A 14,725-nucleotide genomic window follows, 5' to 3' on the forward strand; every position below is an offset into this window, starting at 1 on the left:
TCAGTTGCCCTTCTTCGCTTGCTTCTTGGCCTTGGCGGCCGCAAAAATTTCCTTGGCCCGACCGGGCTTGTTTACCTGGCGGGCCCGGCCCAGCGCCAGCGCGTCGGCCTCGACATCCTCGGTAATGACACTGCCGCTGGCGACCAGCGCTCCGGCGCCCACGGTAACCGGGGCGACCAGCGCGGCGTTAGAGCCGATGAAGGCGCCGTCACCGACCACGGTGCGGTGCTTGTTGTAACCATCATAGTTCACGGTGATGACGCCGGCACCGATATTCACGTCGGCGCCGATACTGGCATCGCCGATATAGGTCAGGTGGCTCACCTTGGCGCCCTTGCCGATCTCGGCCTTCTTGATCTCGACGAAATTGCCGATCTTGGCGCCCTCGCCCAGGTTCGCCTCCGGCCGCAGCCGCGCAAACGGGCCCACCGAGGCATTGCGGCCCACATGGGCGCCCTCGATATGGCTGAAGGCATGGATCACCGCGCCCTCCTCGATCACCACGCCCGGCCCGAACACGACATTGGGCTCGATGGTCACATCACGCGCAATCTGGGTGTCATAGGAGAACCAGACGCTTTTGGGGTCCTTGAGCGTCACGCCGGCCTTCATGAAATCGGAGCGGCGCAGTTCCTGGAACGTCGCCTCGGCCTGGGCCAGCTTGGTGCGGTCATCGACGCCGATCAGCTCATTGGCGTCAGCCTCGATATAGTCGATCCGGCGCCCATCGGCCGATGCCAGTTCGACGGCGTCGGTGAGGTAGTATTCGCCCTTGGCGTTCTTGTTGTCGATCCGGTCGATAACGGCACGCAGGGTGTCGCCGCGGAAGCCGATAATGCCGGAATTGCAGAGGCCGATGGTCCGCTCGGCCTCGGTGGCATCCTTGTGCTCGCGGATGGCGACCACGCGGCCATTCTCGGTCAGGAGTCGCCCATAGCCAGTGGGATCGCCGGGCCGGAAGCCGACCACGACCATATCGGCGCCTGCGTCGAGGCGGGTGGCAATCTCGGTGATGGTCGCCGCGGTCACCAGGGGCGTATCGGCATAGAGCACCAGGATATGGCCCGGCGCGGCATCATAGGATGGCTTGGCCTGCAGCACGGCATGGCCGGTGCCCAGGCGCTGCTCCTGCCGGGAAATGGCGGCGCCAGGCGCAATTTCGGTCACCGCGGCTTCCACGGCCTCGTGGTTCGGGCCGACGACAACGGCGATCTGGGCGCCAAAGGCCTGCACGGTGCGGACGACGTGACTGACCACGGGCAGCCCGCCCACGGGATGAAGAACCTTGGGTGTCGCCGATCGCATGCGCGTGCCCTCGCCCGCAGCAAGAATGATCGACAGCAGCTCAGTCATGAAGGTTTCTCCGAGGCGTTCTTTTGCAACGCATTTTCACAGGATTATGGCAGCCAAGAGTTGGCGAACCCATAATGGCAGCGCCATGGTTGAATCAGGTGCATCGTCTGATTCGACTGCGCCCCCAGGATATTTGCATTGGCTAGAGCATCGGAACAATTCCGGCAATCGGACGTGACGACCTGGGGCATCGTTGCCCTGGTACTGTCGGGCATTGCCGTGATGGGGGCCAATGTTTCCGCTGTCATGCCCCAGGGGGTGCTGGCAGGCCTGCACAAGACCAGGATCGAGGGCGCATCGCTCGAGCAGTTGCGGGTGCAGGTGAGGGAACTCCGCGAGGAGCAGATCCGGCTCAAGCGCGAAAACGGCGTCCTCACGGCGCGCTTTGCCCTTGATGAGCAGAGGGGCAACGAGATCACGCGCCGCGTCGGTGCCCTCGAAGTCAGCCTGCCGGTGCTGCTCGAATCCCTGCCCGACGACTCCAATATCGACCGCAGCAATCTTACCGCGGCGATCGGCACGGATCCGGCGCTGGTCTATGAGGCCGATGGGGGCTCGGTGGTGGTGCGCCAGCAGCCCATGGCAGAGGCGCTGCCGGTGCCCGCCAGCGATCAGCCGCTGCCCGCGCCCGTGGAACAGCTCGCCGCGATCCCGGTGCCTGATGAGACCGCTTTCGGCGTGGCGCTCGGTTTACCCGTGGCGTTTGAACAGGCGCCGGAAGCCTGGCGCGACCTGACCATGAAGATCGGGCCGCTGCTGTTCGGCCTGGCACCACTGCTGGTCGAAGAGGCCAATAGCGACAACCAGCGCATCGTCGTTGGTCCCATCAACCAGCTCTCGGAGGCGACTGCCCTCTGCGCCAGGCTCGAACGCCTGTCGGTATCGTGCCTGCCAATGCCATTTACCGGAACGCCGCTGGCCCATTAGCGGGGCTGACCTGAACAGTCCTGGGCCATGCAGCAATTGCGGTTGACAGCAGAGGCCACGTGGCTATGTTCCGCCGCGACGCCAGCAGCGTCAGACTTGGTGCGTGCCGGTAGCTCAGTGGTAGAGCATTCGACTTTTAATCGAATGGTCGAGGGTTCGACCCCCTCCCGGCATACCATTCCCAACTTCTGATCGGGTCCGCTGCTTTGTCCCAGGATTTCACTGATCTGCTCAAGGTGCTGGCAACGGCGGCGCTGGTTTTCGCCGTCGGCACGCTGGCCATGCTCTACGTCATCTACCTCTTGGCGCAATATGGGGCCAACCTGCCCATGGTCGGCTCGCTGCCGCTCAGCGCGCCGCCCGAAATGGTACCCATGCTGGCCGATAACCGCCTGTTCACGACGCTGGCTGCAGCCCATGTCACGGCTGCCGGGCTGGCGCTGCTGATCGCCAGCAACACCATCGACATGGCGCTGCTGATCGCTTCCAAGGCGGTCACTGTGGTGATTGCCGCCCTGCTCGGCTTTGTCGGCGGGCACATGATCTACCTGCAGCTCACCGAGGACACCGCCTTTGCCCTGGCGCCTCTGACCCCTGTTTTCATAGCGCTGGGAGTGTTCCTGGTGCTGTCGTCAGTGCTCAGCGTGCAGAGCCTGCGCCAGCTGGGCAACCTCCGCTTTGCGGTGGCGGCGGGGATGGTGGTGATGGGCCCGATGCTGCTGGTTTGGCTGTAGGGCGTTCCTCACCTCTCCCCCTGGGGGAGAGGTGGAAGGCTTCAAGCCGCCAGCGTCACCACGACGGCACCGCGGGGCGTTGCCACCACGGTGTGCTCATATTGCACGCAGGGTGCGCTCGGCCGGGCGACCAGCGTCCATTCATCGTCATCGGACTTCTGGTCCGCCATCTTGCCGCCGAGCGACAGGAAGGGCTCGATGGTGAAGACCAGGCCATTGGTCATGCGACGGCGCTCGGACTTGTCGGGCCAGGTGGCAATTTCGCCCGGCTCGTCATGCAGACTATCGCCGACGCCGTGGCTGGCCAGGTTCCGGATCAGCGTGTAACCGCCCTTCTTGGCGAACTTGCCGATGGCTTCGCCGATATCCGCCAGCGGAGCGCCAGCCTTGACGGCATTGATGCCGGCCCACATGGCCTTCTTGCCGTCGCGGCAGAGTGCAACCAGTCGTCGATCGCCCTCCCCCAGCAGATAGGACGATCCGCAGTCGGCGAAGACGCCGTCTTTTTCCGCGGAGACGTCGATATTGACCAGGTCCCCCTCGCGCAGCACCCGCTCGCCCGGAATACCGTGGGCAATCTCCTCGTTGACCGAGATGCAGGTGGCGCCGGGGAAGTTGTAGGTCACCACGGGCGCGGACAGCGCACCGTGCTCGGCCAGGAGCTTGGCGCCGATCTCGTCGAGCTCGGCCGTGGTCATGCCGGGACGCATGGCCGAGGCCATGGCGTCACGGGTGATGGCGCAGATGCGGCCGATGGCCTTGAGCTTTTCGAGCTGTTCCTCGGTCGTGATGGTCAAGCGATCAGCCCTTGTTCGCCAGATAATAGGCCAGCAGGCCCTGGGTGGAGCTGTCATGCCCCTCCCCGCTCTGCTTGCCCTCGACCTTGGGCAGCAGCGCCTTGGCCAGTTGCTTGCCCAGCTCCACGCCCCACTGGTCATAGGAATTGACGTTCCAGATCACGCCCTGGGTGAACACTTTGTGCTCGTAGAGCGCGACCAGGGAGCCCAGGGTCTCCGGCGTCAGCTGCTCGTAAAACAGCGTGTTGGAGGGGCGGTTGCCCGGGAACATCTTGTGCGGGGTCAGTTCCTTGATCTTGGCCTTGTCGAGGCCCTGCGCCTTGAGCTCGGCCACGACCTCGGCCTTGGTCTTGCCAAGCATCAGCGCCTCGGACTGCGCCAGAACGTTCGCTACGAGCTTGTCGTGATGCGGCGGCAGGCTTTCATGGGGCCTGGCGGCGATCAGGAAATCGCAGGGAATGACGTCGGTACCCTGATGGATGAGCTGGTAGAAGGCGTGCTGTCCATTGGTGCCCGGTTCGCCCCAGACGATGGGGCCGGTGGACCAGCCGACGGGCTTGCCCGACAGCGTGACCGACTTGCCGTTGCTCTCCATATCCTGCTGCTGCAGGTAGGCAGCAAAACGGCTGAGGCGCTGGTCATAGGGCAGCACGGCATGGGTCGAGAAGCCCCATGCATTTCGATACCACACGCCGAGTACGGCCATGATCACAGGCAAATTGTCTTCGAGCGGCGCCGACAGGAAATGCCGGTCCATGGCGTCGGCGCCCTTGAGGAAGCCGAGGAAATTGTCGTAACCGACGGCCAGCGCAATCGGCAGGCCGATGGCCGACCACACCGAATAGCGCCCGCCGACCCAGTCCCAGAAGCCGAAAATGCGGTCTTCGCGAATGCCGAACTTGGCGCAGGCAGGAATATTGGTCGAGACGGCCGCGAAATGGTTGGGCACGGCCTCTTCGCCCAGCGTATCGGCGATCCAGTCGCGCGCCGAGCCGGCATTGGTCATGGTCTCGTCGGTGGTGAAGGTCTTGGACGCGACGATGAACAGCGTCGTCCTGGGGTTCAGGCGCTTGAGCACATCGTGGATGTGGGCGCCGTCGACGTTGGAGACGTAGTGGGCGCGGAGGTCTGCCCTGGTATAGGGCTCGAGCGCCAGGGTCACCATGGCCGGTCCGAGGTCCGAACCGCCGATGCCGATATTGACGATGTCGGTGAACTGCTCGCCGCCGTGACCGCGGATTTCCCCTGAGCGGACAGCGTCCGTATAGGTTTTGATCGCGGCCAGCACCCCGCGCACGTCGGGCATCACGTCCTTGCCATCGACCGGCACCGGCTTGTCGCCCTGGTAGCGCAGGGCCATGTGCATCACGGCGCGGTCTTCGGTGATGTTGATATGCTCGCCTTCGCACATCTGGTCGCGGCGTTCCTCGACGCCGGCTGCTCGAGCCAGGTCGAACAGGGCGGCCATGACATCGCCGTCGATGCGGTTCTTGGAATAGTCGAGCAGGATGCCGGCGCCTGATGCGGAATAGCGCTGGAAGCGGTTGGGGTCGATGGCGAACTGCTCGCGCATCGTCACATCGTCCAGACGCTTGCGATGTTTCATCAACGCGTTGAGAGCGGAGCCTTTAGCCATCAGCTTTTCCTTACAGCACAGGCAGGTCACCCGCGGCCCATGCCGCGCGCGTCTCTGCCGCAAAATCGTTGAAACGGCCGCCCTCGATTGCACCCCGGCAGCCCTGCACCAGCTCTTGATAATAGGCCAGGTTGATCTGGGAAAGGATCATCGCGCCTAAAATCTCTTCTGTCTTAACGAGATGGTGGAGATAGGCCCGGCTCCATCGCCGGCAATTGGGATTGGGCGAGGCCTCGTCAATGGGACGGTGATCATCCCTATGCCGGGCGTTTTTCAGATTGATGACGCCGAAGCGGGTATAGACATGGCCGTGCCGGCCGGCGCGGGTCGGGTGCACGCAGTCGAACATGTCGATGCCGCGGCCAATGGCGCCCAGGATATCATCGGGCTTGCCGACGCCCATCAGGTAGCGTGGGCGGTCCGTGGGAAGTTCGGGCGTGATCTCCTCGATCACGCGGAACATGACGTCCTGCGGCTCGCCCACGGCGAGGCCACCAACGGCATAGCCGTCAAAGCCGATGGATTTGAGCCCCTGCGCCGATCGTGCGCGCAGTTCCGGATCGTCCCCGCCCTGCACGATGCCGAACAGCGCCCGGTTGAGCTGATTGTTGAAGGCGGCCTTGGAGCGGTCGGCCCAGCGGAGCGACAGCTGCATGGCGCGCTCCATCTCCTTGCGCTCGGCCGGCAGCTTCAGGCACTCGTCGAGCTGCATGATGATGTCGCTGTCGAGCAGCGTCTGAATCTCGATGGAGCGCTCGGGCGTCAGTTCATGGGATGAGCCGTCAATATGGCTGCGGAAGGTCACGCCCTTCTCGGTCAGCTTGCGCAGTTGCGCCAGCGACATCACCTGGAAGCCGCCGCTATCGGTGAGGATCGGCCGCTGCCAATCCATGAAGTCGTGCAGGCCACCCTGCGAGGCGACGCGCTCGGCGCCGGGGCGCAGCATCAGGTGATAGGTATTGCCGAGCAGGATATCGGCGCCGGTCTCGCGCACCTGTTCGGGATACATGGCCTTGACGGTGCCGGCGGTCCCCACGGGCATGAAGGCCGGTGTCTGGATATCGCCGCGCGGCGTATCGATCCGCCCGCGCCGCGCCATGCCATCGGTGGCCGAAAGGGTGAAGGTGACTTGTTTCATGCGGCGCGTTCTAGCGGGTTGATCCCGCCGAAGGAAGGCCCCCGCGGCTACAAGCCGTCATCCTCAGGCGCATCCTGCTCCGCGCGCAGAAGCAGCGACGAATCGCCGTAGGAATAGAACCGATACCGCTCCGCGATCGCATGGGCATAGGCCCGCTTCATGACATCCATGCCCGAAAAGGCGCTGACCAGCATGAACAGGGTCGATTTGGGTAGGTGGAAATTGGTCATCAGCACATCGACCGTCCGGAAGCGGAAGCCGGGGGTGATGAAGATATCGGTATCGCCCATGAAGGGCTGCAGCGTGCCAGATGCCCGCGACGCCGTTTCGAGCAGGCGCAGGCTGGTGGTGCCGACGGCGACCACCCGGCCGCCCAACGCCTTCTTGACGCGGATGCGTTCGACCGTCGCCGCATCGATCTCGCCCCATTCGGCATGCATGACATGGTCGTCGGTATCGTCCACCTTCATGGGCAGGAAGGTCCCTGCCCCCACATGCAGCGTCACGCGCTCGATGGTGACGCCCTTTTCGGTCAGTTGCTGCAGCAGGCTTTCGGTGAAATGGAGGCCCGCCGTAGGCGCGGCCACGGCGCCGTCCTCGGCCGCATAGACGGTCTGGTAGTCGACCAGGTCACGCTCCTCCACGTCGCGCTTGGCGCCGATATAGGGCGGCAGCGGCATGGCGCCATGCGACTTGATGGCCTCGTCGAGCTGGGCGCCACCCAGTTCGAATTCCAGCGTCACTTCGCCGGTATCGCCCTTGCCGGCAACCCGCGCCACCAGCGCGTCGGCCTCGCCATTGCCCAATTCCAGCCGATCCAGCAATGCCAGCTTCTTGGCGGGCCGGGCAAAGGCGCGCCAGGTGTGGGCGTCGACGCGCTTGTGCAGGTTGAACGACACGTTGGCGCGGTTCTCGCCACGCAGCCGGGTGCCGCGCAGTTCGGCCGGCAGCACGCGTGTGTCATTGACCACAAGCACGTCGCCGGCCTTCAGCAGCCACAGGAGGTCAGGCACATGCCGGTCCGACAGGCCGACTGCAGGGTCCACCACTAGCAGGCGCGCAGAATCGCGCGGCTCGGCCGGGTGCAGGGCAATGAGCTTCTCGGGCAGGTCGAAGTCGAAATCTGAAACGCGCATGAGGGCTGGTTAGCACTGACGGTCTGCCAGCGAAATCCACCACGCTGCACCGGGTTGCCGGAGCGGCGCAGGAAAGCCGCAGTGTTGCAGGAATGCGCTAGTCGCCCAGCGTACTGTTCACCGTCTGGATGGTCAGGCCGCTCGATGGTCAGCGGCGTCCCTTGCCAGCAGCTAGAGTGTCCGAACCATCAGGGCGCCAGCAACGATCAACGCCGCTCCGGCCAGCCGGCCCACTGAAATTTCACGCACCGCCATGCCCATGAAGCCCACCTTGTCCAGCAGCATGCCGCCAATCAGTTGGCCCGCCACTGAAAGCGCCATGACGGCAGCCGCCCCGATCATCGGCGTCAGGGTGATGTTGGAGAACACGTAGAATGCACCGAGCACGCCACCAGCGACAAAGGTCCAGGGTGCCGGTGCGCCGAACGCAATGGGTGTCGATGTCACCACGCTCTGGCCGAAGGCGAGAACCCACAGCAGGATCGCCCCGGCGACAAACGACACGCCTGCCGCTGCGACTGGCACACCCAGGTTGCGGCCTAGCTGGGCGTTGATCGGCGCCTGGGTGGCAATGCACGCACCAGCAACGACGCCCATCAGCGCCCAGAGCACTGTATCCATTTTCATCAAACAGCCTGATCTGATCGGACACTGTGGAGCAGGTCCAGACGGAGAGGCGTCAATCTAGAAACCGATTCCGCTCCAGGCGCAAACGGCTCGCAGCGGGCGCCTCAGGTTGCGTCGCAGGCCACGGCCCAGACACCCTGCCCCGGTATGCGGAGCGTTCCGGCAAGCACGACCATGTCGCCTTCCTCGGCGCGGCTGAGGCGCAATTCGGCGACGCGCTCACTCAGGTTTTCGTCGAACAGGTCGACCTGCAGCGTCCGCGCATCCGCAAACCCCTGCCCCATGGTGATCGGGGCGCCCTCGCCATAGGCCTCGCCCGAGGTCCAGTGCATGGTCTTGTGGCGCATGGTGATCGCCGCCGGCATGAAGGCGTCGACCGATCCGAGCAGGAAGCCCACCTCGACCACCGCCTCGGTGTCTCCGCAATACATCCACTCGGTCGCGTGCGACGCCGCCACTGACCCCAACACAACCAATCCGACCGCCAGGCCGCGCAATACAGGGTTTCTCATGGTCAGCCCGCCATGCAGGCGATGTCGGCGGTCTTGTCGCCGATGGTTACCGTGCCGGCCAGCGGCTCGTCCTCGTTGCCGGTATAGGTCAGGCGAACCTTGACGAGGATTTCCTCGTAGTTGGGATCGACGAAGTCGGTCTTGATGCCGTCGTCGTCGCCAAAGGCCTGGCCGGTCGCGATCGGGATACCCTCGCCGCGTTCCGGACCGGTGGAATAGGTGGTGCCATCCATATCGACGAAGGCGCCCAATACGCCAACCACCACAAGCCGGCCAAGTGCCACGTCCACCGTCGCGCCCTCGCCGCTGCACATCAGGCCCTCGCTGGCCTGCGCGCCCGTTGCCAGCACAAGCATGCCCGCGATTGCCGCCAGTCTGCGCGATATCCCCTTCATCTCAATCTCCCGACCCATTGCTTCGTATTCGGCGGGCCTTCAAGCAGAGCCTACATGAATGACCGGTGAACAGAAGAAAAAGTGGCGGCACACCTGACAGTGGGCCGCCCCGGGATAGTCGTTTGGGCGGCCATGTTGGCCGCCCAGGATAGCGATGGTTAGGCGGCGATATCGGCCGCGACCTTGACCGAAAGCATCTTGTCCGGGTTGATCACCGGCTCGCCGCGCTTGATCTGGTCGACATTGTCCATGCCCTCGATCACCTTGCCCCAGACGGTGTACTGCTTGTTGAGGAAGGGCGCATCGCCGAAGCAGATGAAGAACTGCGAATTGGCCGAATCCGGGTTCTGGGCGCGGGCCATGGAGGCAGTGCCGCGAACATGCGGCTCGGCATTGAATTCCTGCTTCAGGTCCGGGTACTTCGAACCACCGGTGCCGCGGCCCTGCGGGCAGCCGGTCTGGGCCATGAAGCCGTCGATCACGCGGTGAAACACGATGCCGTCATAGAAACCTTCGCGCGCCAGCTTCTTGATGTGGGCGACATGGTTTGGCGCCAGGTCGGGACGCATCTCGATAACGACATTGCCCTTGGTAGTTTCGATGACGAGGGTGTTTTCGGGATCGGCGTATTCGGCCATGGATCTGACTTTCTGGTTGGGGATTGTGGCCCGCATGTAAGGCCATTGGGCTGATGGTGCAAGGTTGCGCGAGCGTCGGGGCATCCCCGGTCGCCACCCTCGGTCTTGACCCCGGGGGCTCTGCACTTACCGGGCGCCTAAGAAAGTGAAGTGCCCTCGGGTCAGGCCCGAGGGTGACGCGCGGTGGGTTTGGGAACGGTGAGCCGCTCCCCAAGCCCTCACTTATATTCGATCTTCGCCTTGATGATCTGGTCCGGGTTGGCCACGGCGCCGTTCTGCTCGGCCGGGCCCTTTGCGAGGCCATCCACCAGTTCCATGCCGCTGACGACCTTGCCGAACACGGTGTACTGGCCGTCAAGGAAGCTGGCATCGGCGGTGGTGATGAAGAACTGCGAGTTGAAGGAGTTCGGATCCTGCGAGCGCGCCGCGCCGAGCACGCCGCGCTGGAAGCTCTCGGCGTTGAATTCGGCTTGGACGTCGGGCAGGTCGGAACCGCCCATGCCGGCCATGGTGAGGTCAAATTCCTCGCCGCCGGTCTTGCCGAACTTCACGTCGCCCGTCTGGGCCATGAAGCCGTCGATGACGCGGTGGAACACCACGCCGTCATAGGCCCCCTCCTTCGTCAGCGCGACCACGCGCTCGACATGCTTGGGCGCCAGGGCAGGAAGCAGCTCGATGTCAACATCGCCACCCTTGATAGTGAGGATCAGGTGCGGGGTACCGGTCTGGGCGATGGCAGGCATGGCGGACAGCGCCACGGCGCCGATGACGAGGGCGCCGAAGAGGCGACGGGTAAGGGCAATCATTTGCTTTTCAGGGCTTTCAGAACGATTTGCGGAACGAAGGCGGAAATATCGCCGCCCATTTCAGCGATCTGGCGCACCAATGTGGCCGAGATATGCCGCACGGGCGGGCTCGAGGGCAGAAACACCGTCTGCAGGTCGGGCGCCATCTGCGCGTTCATGCCCACCATCTGCATTTCATAATTGTAGTCGGTAGTGTCGCGCAGGCCGCGGATGATCAGTTTGGCGCCATGCTCGCGGGCGGCGTTGACCATGAGCCCGCTGAAATCGACGATGCGAAACTCGGTATCGGTCCGCTTGCCAACCGGCGCCAGCGCCTGTTCGAGGATGGCGATACGGTCTTCATGGGCAAAGAGCGGACTTTTCTTGGTGGCGCTGATGCCGACGGCAACGACCAGAGTATCCACCAGCTTGCAGGCCCGCTCGATCACGTCGAGATGCCCGTTGGTCAGCGGATCGAATGAGCCCGGATAGAACCCAACCAGCTTGCTCATGGCGCCCTCCCCCGTTGTTGTTGCAAGGGTTTTGTCATGGGCCGGGATTCATGGCAAGGCGCGGACGGCCTAAGCCCGCTTCTGCAATGCCAGCCAGACGCCGCCGGTCATCAGGATCAGCCCGGAAACGCGCGAAATGACGCGGACCCGCGCTGCACTCAGCAGGCCACGGGCGCGGCCCGCCACGATGGCATAGATCGCGTCAGTCGAGCCGGCGACGAGCATGAAGAACAGCCCCAGGATCATTACCTGCGGGAAAGTCGGCTGCGTCACGTCAACGAACTGCGGCAGGAAGGCACCGAGGAAAATCAGTGCCTTGGGGTTGGACAGGATGACGAGGAACCCCTCGACGGCCATGGCCAGCCGCGACTTGGTCCTTTCGGCCCGGGCCTCGCCGAGTTCGCCGTTCGACCGCCACATCTTCCAGCCCAGCCAGACCAGATAGGCGGCGCCGATCAGTTTGATCCAGTCGAAGGCCCAGCCCATGAAGGCCACCAGCGCCTGCATGCCCAGGGCGACGACCAGCGTCATCACAAGGAAGCCTGCCTGCGTGCCGGCCACGATGGCCAGGCCCGCACCGGTGCCGCGCGCCAGCGCATTGGCGACGATGACCGTCACCGTGGGGCCGGGCACGATAGCCAGCAGGAAGCAGGCGCCGAGATAGGGAATGAGCGTGGTGAGGTCGAACATGGCAGGGACTCCTTGGACAGGAGCAAGCCACCGGGCTGCGCGATTGGCAAGAGGCGAGGCCCGGAAACGAAAGGGGCGCCAAACGGCGCCCCTGATGCTTATTCGGCAACCGGCGCCTCGGGTGGCAGATCCTCGTCGCCTTCCGGCTCGCTGATGTGCTCCACCGACATCACCTTCTCGCCCTCGGCCGTATCAAAGACGATGACGCCCTGGCTGCCACGGCTGACGATGCGGATCGGCTTGTCGCCGCCGACGGGCAGGCGGATGGTCTGGCCGCCGTCGCTGATCAGCATGATCTGGTCGGTATCTTCCACCGGGAAGCTCGAGACCAGGTTGCCGTTGCGCTTGTTGACCGCCATGGCGACGATGCCTTTGCCGCCACGTCCGGTGATCCGGTATTCGTGGCTCGAGGTGCGCTTGCCATAGCCGTTTTCGGAGATGGTGAGGATGAACTGCTCCTGCGCACCCATCTTGGCGTAGAGTTCCTGGTCGAGCTCGCCTGCCTCGACGCCGGCTTCATCGGCTGCGGCATCCTCGGCCTCGGTCTCGCCGCGCATCGCACGGCTGCGCTTGAGATAGGCAGCGCGCTGCTCGGCCGTCGCGTCGGAGTGGTTGATCACGGCCATGGAGATGACCTTGTCACCCTCGCCCAGCTGGATGCCGCGCACGCCCATGGAATCGCGGCCCTTGAACACGCGGACGTCGTCCACCGGGAAGCGGATGGCCTGGCCCTGCGCGGTGGTCAGCAGCACGTCGTCATTGGCTGTCGCGGTCTCGACGCCGACGATCTGGTCGCCCTCGTCGAGCTTCATGGCGATCTTGCCGTTCTGGCGCACCTCGACGAAGTCGGCCAGCGAGTTGCGGCGGACGGTGCCGCGCGTGGTGGCGAACATGATGTCGAGATTTGCCCAGGTCGTCTCGTCCTCGGGCAGCGGCATGATGGTGGTCAGCCGTTCGCCCTGCTCGAGCGGCAGGATGTTGATCAGCGCCTTGCCGCGCGCATTGGCCTGGGCCAGCGGCAGGCGCCAGACCTTGAGCTTGTAGGCGATGCCACGGTCGGTGAAGAACAGCACCGGCGTATGCGTATTGGCCACGAACAGGCGGCTGACGAAATCTTCCTCGCGCGTCGCCATGCCGGAGCGGCCCTTGCCGCCACGGTTCTGCGCCCGATAGGTCGAGAGCGGCACGCGCTTGATGTAGCCCTCATGCGACACGGTCACCACCATGTCCTCGCGGGCGATCAGGTCCTCGTCGTCGAAATCGCCAACCACGTCGGAGATTTCGGTGCGGCGCGGCGTGGCGAACTGCTCCTTGATCTCGGTCAGCTCGTTGCGGATGATCTCGACCACCCGCTCCCGAGAGCGCAGGATTTCGAGGTAATCGGCAATCTCGACGCCCAGGCCGTTGAGCTCTTCGCCGATTTCATCGCGGCCAAGAGCGGTCAGGCGCGCCAGGCGCAGTTCGAGAATGGCGCGGGCCTGTTCCTCGGAGAGGTTGAAGGTGCCGTCCTCATTGATGCGGTGGCGCGGATCGTCGATCAGCGCGATCAGCGGCTCGACATCCTGTGCCGGCCAGCGGCGGGTCATCAACTGCTCGCGCGCCGTCGCCGGATCGGGCGCGGTGCGGATCAGGGCAATGACTTCGTCGATATTGGCGACGGCCACAGCCAGGCCGACCAGGATGTGGGCGCGGTCACGGGCCTTGTTGAGCAGGAAGCGCGCACGGCGCGTCACCACTTCATGGCGGAAATCAATAAACGCCTGCAACATCTCGCGCAGGTTCATCAATTGCGGCTTGCCGCCGTTCAACGCCACGAAATTGCAACCGAACGAGGACTGCAGCGCGGTGTAACGATAGAGCTGGTTCAACACCACATCAGCCAGGGCATCGCGCTTGATCTCTATGACGACGCGCATGCCTTCGCGGGAGGACTCGTCCCGCATGTCAGAAATGCCTTCGACACGCTTCTCGCGGACCAGCTCGGCGATCTTTTCGACCAGCGTCGCCTTGTTCACCTGATAGGGCAGCTCGGTGATGACGAGAGCTTCGCGTTCCTTGCGGATCTCCTCGACAGCGACGCGGCCGCGCACCAGGATCGAGCCACGCCCTGTCTCATAAGCCGCGCGAATGCCGGCCCGGCCCAGAATGATGCCCGCGGTCGGGAAGTCCGGACCCGGCAGCACCTGCAGCAGTTCCTCGGTCGTCACCTGCTCGTTGTCGAGCATCAGCAGCGCCGCATCGATGGTCTCGCCGAGATTGTGCGTGGGCACATTGGTCGCCATGCCGACCGCGATGCCGCTGCCGCCGTTGACCAGCATGTTGGGGAAGCGCGCTGGCAGCACCGAGGGCTCCTTCTCGGAGCCATCATAGTTGTCGCGGAAGTTCACCGTGTCCTTGTCGAGGTCGTCGAGCATGGAATTGGTGATCTTCTGCATGCGCACTTCGGTATAGCGCATGGCAGCCGGCATATCGCCGTCGACCGAGCCGAAATTACCCTGCCCTTCCACCAGGAGCTCTCCCATGGAGAAGTCCTGCGCCATGCGCACCAAGGCCATATAGACGGCCACGTCGCTATGGGGGTGGTACTTACCGATGACGTCGCCAACAACGCGGGCCGATTTGCGATATGGCTTGTTGTACTCGTAGCCGTTCTCGCTCATCGAGAACAGGATGCGCCGGTGCACCGGCTTGAGGCCATCGCGCACGTCGGGCAGCGCGCGGCTCACGATCACGCTCATCGCATAATCGAGGTACGACTTGCGCATCTCATCGGTGATGGAGATCAGCGAAATGTCGGATGGCGGCAGCCCGCCGGTTCCGGTGTCAGGCGTATCGGTCACTGGGG

The 14,725-nt window shown here is 64.1% G+C and carries 15 protein-coding genes and 1 tRNA gene; 3 read left to right on the top strand and 13 right to left on the bottom strand.

Annotation, left to right across the window (positions count from 1 at the left end; genetic code table 11):
* The gene (gene glmU, locus IH615_RS15205; RefSeq protein ID WP_291363003.1) at positions 1-1,353 is read right to left on the bottom strand and encodes a bifunctional UDP-N-acetylglucosamine diphosphorylase/glucosamine-1-phosphate N-acetyltransferase GlmU; all 1,353 of its coding nucleotides are present in this window, start codon (positions 1,351-1,353) and stop codon (positions 1-3) included.
* 138 nt (positions 1,354-1,491) lie between these two features.
* On the opposite strand from glmU, the gene IH615_RS15210 reads away from it, so the two are divergent.
* From IH615_RS15210 to IH615_RS15220, 3 genes are all read left to right on the top strand, one after another.
* Positions 1,492-2,280 carry a hypothetical protein gene (locus tag IH615_RS15210; RefSeq protein ID WP_291363004.1) on the top strand — a complete coding sequence of 263 codons (789 nt, stop codon included), beginning with the start codon at positions 1,492-1,494 and terminating at the stop codon, positions 2,278-2,280.
* Positions 2,281-2,383: 103 nt separating this feature from the next.
* Positions 2,384-2,458: transfer RNA gene (locus IH615_RS15215), tRNA-Lys, on the top strand.
* A gap of 28 nt (positions 2,459-2,486) precedes the next feature.
* Entirely contained in the window at positions 2,487-3,014 is a 528-nt protein-coding gene (locus IH615_RS15220; protein WP_291363006.1) for a hypothetical protein, read from the top strand.
* A gap of 41 nt (positions 3,015-3,055) precedes the next feature.
* Here IH615_RS15220 and map read toward each other — a convergent pair whose 3' ends face one another.
* From map to gyrA, 12 genes are all read right to left on the bottom strand, one after another.
* Entirely contained in the window at positions 3,056-3,811 is a 756-nt protein-coding gene (map, locus tag IH615_RS15225) for a type I methionyl aminopeptidase (protein WP_291363008.1), read from the bottom strand.
* Between the two features lie 4 nt (positions 3,812-3,815).
* Positions 3,816-5,447 (bottom strand): glucose-6-phosphate isomerase, encoded by a 1,632-nt coding sequence (gene pgi, locus IH615_RS15230; protein WP_291363010.1) that lies wholly within the window; start codon positions 5,445-5,447, stop codon positions 3,816-3,818.
* 10 nt (positions 5,448-5,457) lie between these two features.
* Positions 5,458-6,585, bottom strand: coding sequence for a tRNA guanosine(34) transglycosylase Tgt (tgt, locus tag IH615_RS15235; RefSeq protein ID WP_291363012.1), 1,128 nt, complete (start codon positions 6,583-6,585; stop codon positions 5,458-5,460).
* A gap of 47 nt (positions 6,586-6,632) precedes the next feature.
* Positions 6,633-7,721, bottom strand: coding sequence for a tRNA preQ1(34) S-adenosylmethionine ribosyltransferase-isomerase QueA (gene queA, locus IH615_RS15240; protein ID WP_291363015.1), 1,089 nt, complete (start codon positions 7,719-7,721; stop codon positions 6,633-6,635).
* A gap of 171 nt (positions 7,722-7,892) precedes the next feature.
* Positions 7,893-8,342, bottom strand: a complete 450-nt coding sequence (locus tag IH615_RS15245; protein ID WP_291363093.1) for a DMT family transporter — start codon at positions 8,340-8,342, stop codon at positions 7,893-7,895.
* A 110-nt stretch (positions 8,343-8,452) separates the two neighbouring features.
* Positions 8,453-8,860, bottom strand: coding sequence for a hypothetical protein (locus tag IH615_RS15250; RefSeq protein ID WP_291363017.1), 408 nt, complete (start codon positions 8,858-8,860; stop codon positions 8,453-8,455).
* Between the two features lie 2 nt (positions 8,861-8,862).
* A complete protein-coding gene (locus IH615_RS15255; RefSeq protein ID WP_291363019.1) occupies positions 8,863-9,255 on the bottom strand; it encodes a hypothetical protein in 393 nt (130 codons plus the stop codon).
* Positions 9,256-9,413: 158 nt separating this feature from the next.
* Positions 9,414-9,893 (bottom strand): peptidylprolyl isomerase, encoded by a 480-nt coding sequence (locus IH615_RS15260; RefSeq protein WP_291363021.1) that lies wholly within the window; start codon positions 9,891-9,893, stop codon positions 9,414-9,416.
* Positions 9,894-10,111: 218 nt separating this feature from the next.
* Positions 10,112-10,636, bottom strand: coding sequence for a peptidylprolyl isomerase (locus tag IH615_RS15265; protein WP_291363094.1), 525 nt, complete (start codon positions 10,634-10,636; stop codon positions 10,112-10,114).
* A 59-nt stretch (positions 10,637-10,695) separates the two neighbouring features.
* Positions 10,696-11,190 (bottom strand): pantetheine-phosphate adenylyltransferase, encoded by a 495-nt coding sequence (gene coaD, locus IH615_RS15270; RefSeq protein ID WP_291363023.1) that lies wholly within the window; start codon positions 11,188-11,190, stop codon positions 10,696-10,698.
* 69 nt (positions 11,191-11,259) lie between these two features.
* A complete protein-coding gene (locus tag IH615_RS15275; RefSeq protein ID WP_291363025.1) occupies positions 11,260-11,880 on the bottom strand; it encodes a LysE family translocator in 621 nt (206 codons plus the stop codon).
* Between the two features lie 98 nt (positions 11,881-11,978).
* Positions 11,979-14,720, bottom strand: a complete 2,742-nt coding sequence (gyrA, locus tag IH615_RS15280; RefSeq protein ID WP_291363027.1) for a DNA gyrase subunit A — start codon at positions 14,718-14,720, stop codon at positions 11,979-11,981.
* Positions 14,721-14,725: the final 5 nt, after the last annotated feature.

Source organism: Devosia sp. (assembly GCF_014860165.1).
Taxonomy (GTDB): Bacteria; Pseudomonadota; Alphaproteobacteria; order Rhizobiales; family Devosiaceae; genus Devosia.

Bases quoted from the DNA above. Each gene is read 5' to 3' on its own strand.
- IH615_RS15260 (WP_291363021.1), bottom strand. From the start codon at position 9,893: ATGGCCGAATACGCCGATCCCGAAAACACCCTCGTCATCGAAACTACC.
- IH615_RS15265 (WP_291363094.1), bottom strand. From the start codon at position 10,636: ATGCCTGCCATCGCCCAGACCGGTACCCCGCACCTGATCCTCACTATC.
- tgt (WP_291363012.1), bottom strand. From the start codon at position 6,585: ATGAAACAAGTCACCTTCACCCTTTCGGCCACCGATGGCATGGCGCGG.
- IH615_RS15255 (WP_291363019.1), bottom strand. From the start codon at position 9,255: ATGAAGGGGATATCGCGCAGACTGGCGGCAATCGCGGGCATGCTTGTG.
- queA (WP_291363015.1), bottom strand. From the start codon at position 7,721: ATGCGCGTTTCAGATTTCGACTTCGACCTGCCCGAGAAGCTCATTGCC.
- glmU (WP_291363003.1), bottom strand. From the start codon at position 1,353: ATGACTGAGCTGCTGTCGATCATTCTTGCTGCGGGCGAGGGCACGCGC.
- IH615_RS15250 (WP_291363017.1), bottom strand. From the start codon at position 8,860: ATGAGAAACCCTGTATTGCGCGGCCTGGCGGTCGGATTGGTTGTGTTG.
- coaD (WP_291363023.1), bottom strand. From the start codon at position 11,190: ATGAGCAAGCTGGTTGGGTTCTATCCGGGCTCATTCGATCCGCTGACC.
- IH615_RS15275 (WP_291363025.1), bottom strand. From the start codon at position 11,880: ATGTTCGACCTCACCACGCTCATTCCCTATCTCGGCGCCTGCTTCCTG.
- IH615_RS15245 (WP_291363093.1), bottom strand. From the start codon at position 8,342: ATGGATACAGTGCTCTGGGCGCTGATGGGCGTCGTTGCTGGTGCGTGC.
- pgi (WP_291363010.1), bottom strand. From the start codon at position 5,447: ATGGCTAAAGGCTCCGCTCTCAACGCGTTGATGAAACATCGCAAGCGT.